The organism is Photorhabdus viridis (genome assembly GCF_040256935.1).
Taxonomy (GTDB): Bacteria; Pseudomonadota; Gammaproteobacteria; order Enterobacterales; family Enterobacteriaceae; genus Photorhabdus; species Photorhabdus viridis.
The window spans coordinates 1-523 of record NZ_JBEJZY010000246.1; the positions used below are offsets into that span (position 1 = coordinate 1).

The following is a 523-nucleotide window of genomic DNA, read 5'->3' on the forward strand; positions in this document are numbered from 1 at the left end:
GCTGACCCCAAACGGCAAACTGGATCGTCGGGCGCTGCCGATGCCGGGTGAAGAGGCTTTTGCCCGGCAGATTTACGCAGCGCCGCAGGGGGAGGTGGAAACCGCATTAGCAGCTATCTGGCGTGAGTTATTAGGTATTGAGCGGATTAGCCGGCATGACAGCTTCTTTGCGCTGGGCGGTCATTCTCTGCTCGGCGTACGGATGATTGAACGTCTGCGCAGCTTGGGATTGACACTGACCGCCCGTAACCTATTCCAGAGCCCGGTGCTGTCAGAACTGGCCCAGACATTGGAGCAACATCAGTCTGTAGTAGTGCCGCCTAATATCATCACATTAGCGACCACGGCGTTGACGCCGGAGATGTTGCCGCTGATTGATCTGACTCAGCCAGAAATTGACCACATTGTTGAACAGGTGCCCGGCGGGATTGCTAATGTGCAGGATATCTATGCCCTGTCGCCGTTGCAGGACGGCATCTTGTTCCATCATCTGCTGGCGAAGGAAGGTGACCCCTATCTGCTG

The 523-nt window shown here is 56.2% G+C and carries 1 protein-coding gene; it reads left to right on the forward strand.

From position 1 onward, the window contains the following. Positions 1 to 523, forward strand: a 523-nt coding sequence (locus tag ABR397_RS23195; protein ID WP_350307758.1) for a phosphopantetheine-binding protein, incomplete at both ends; no start/stop codon positions are given.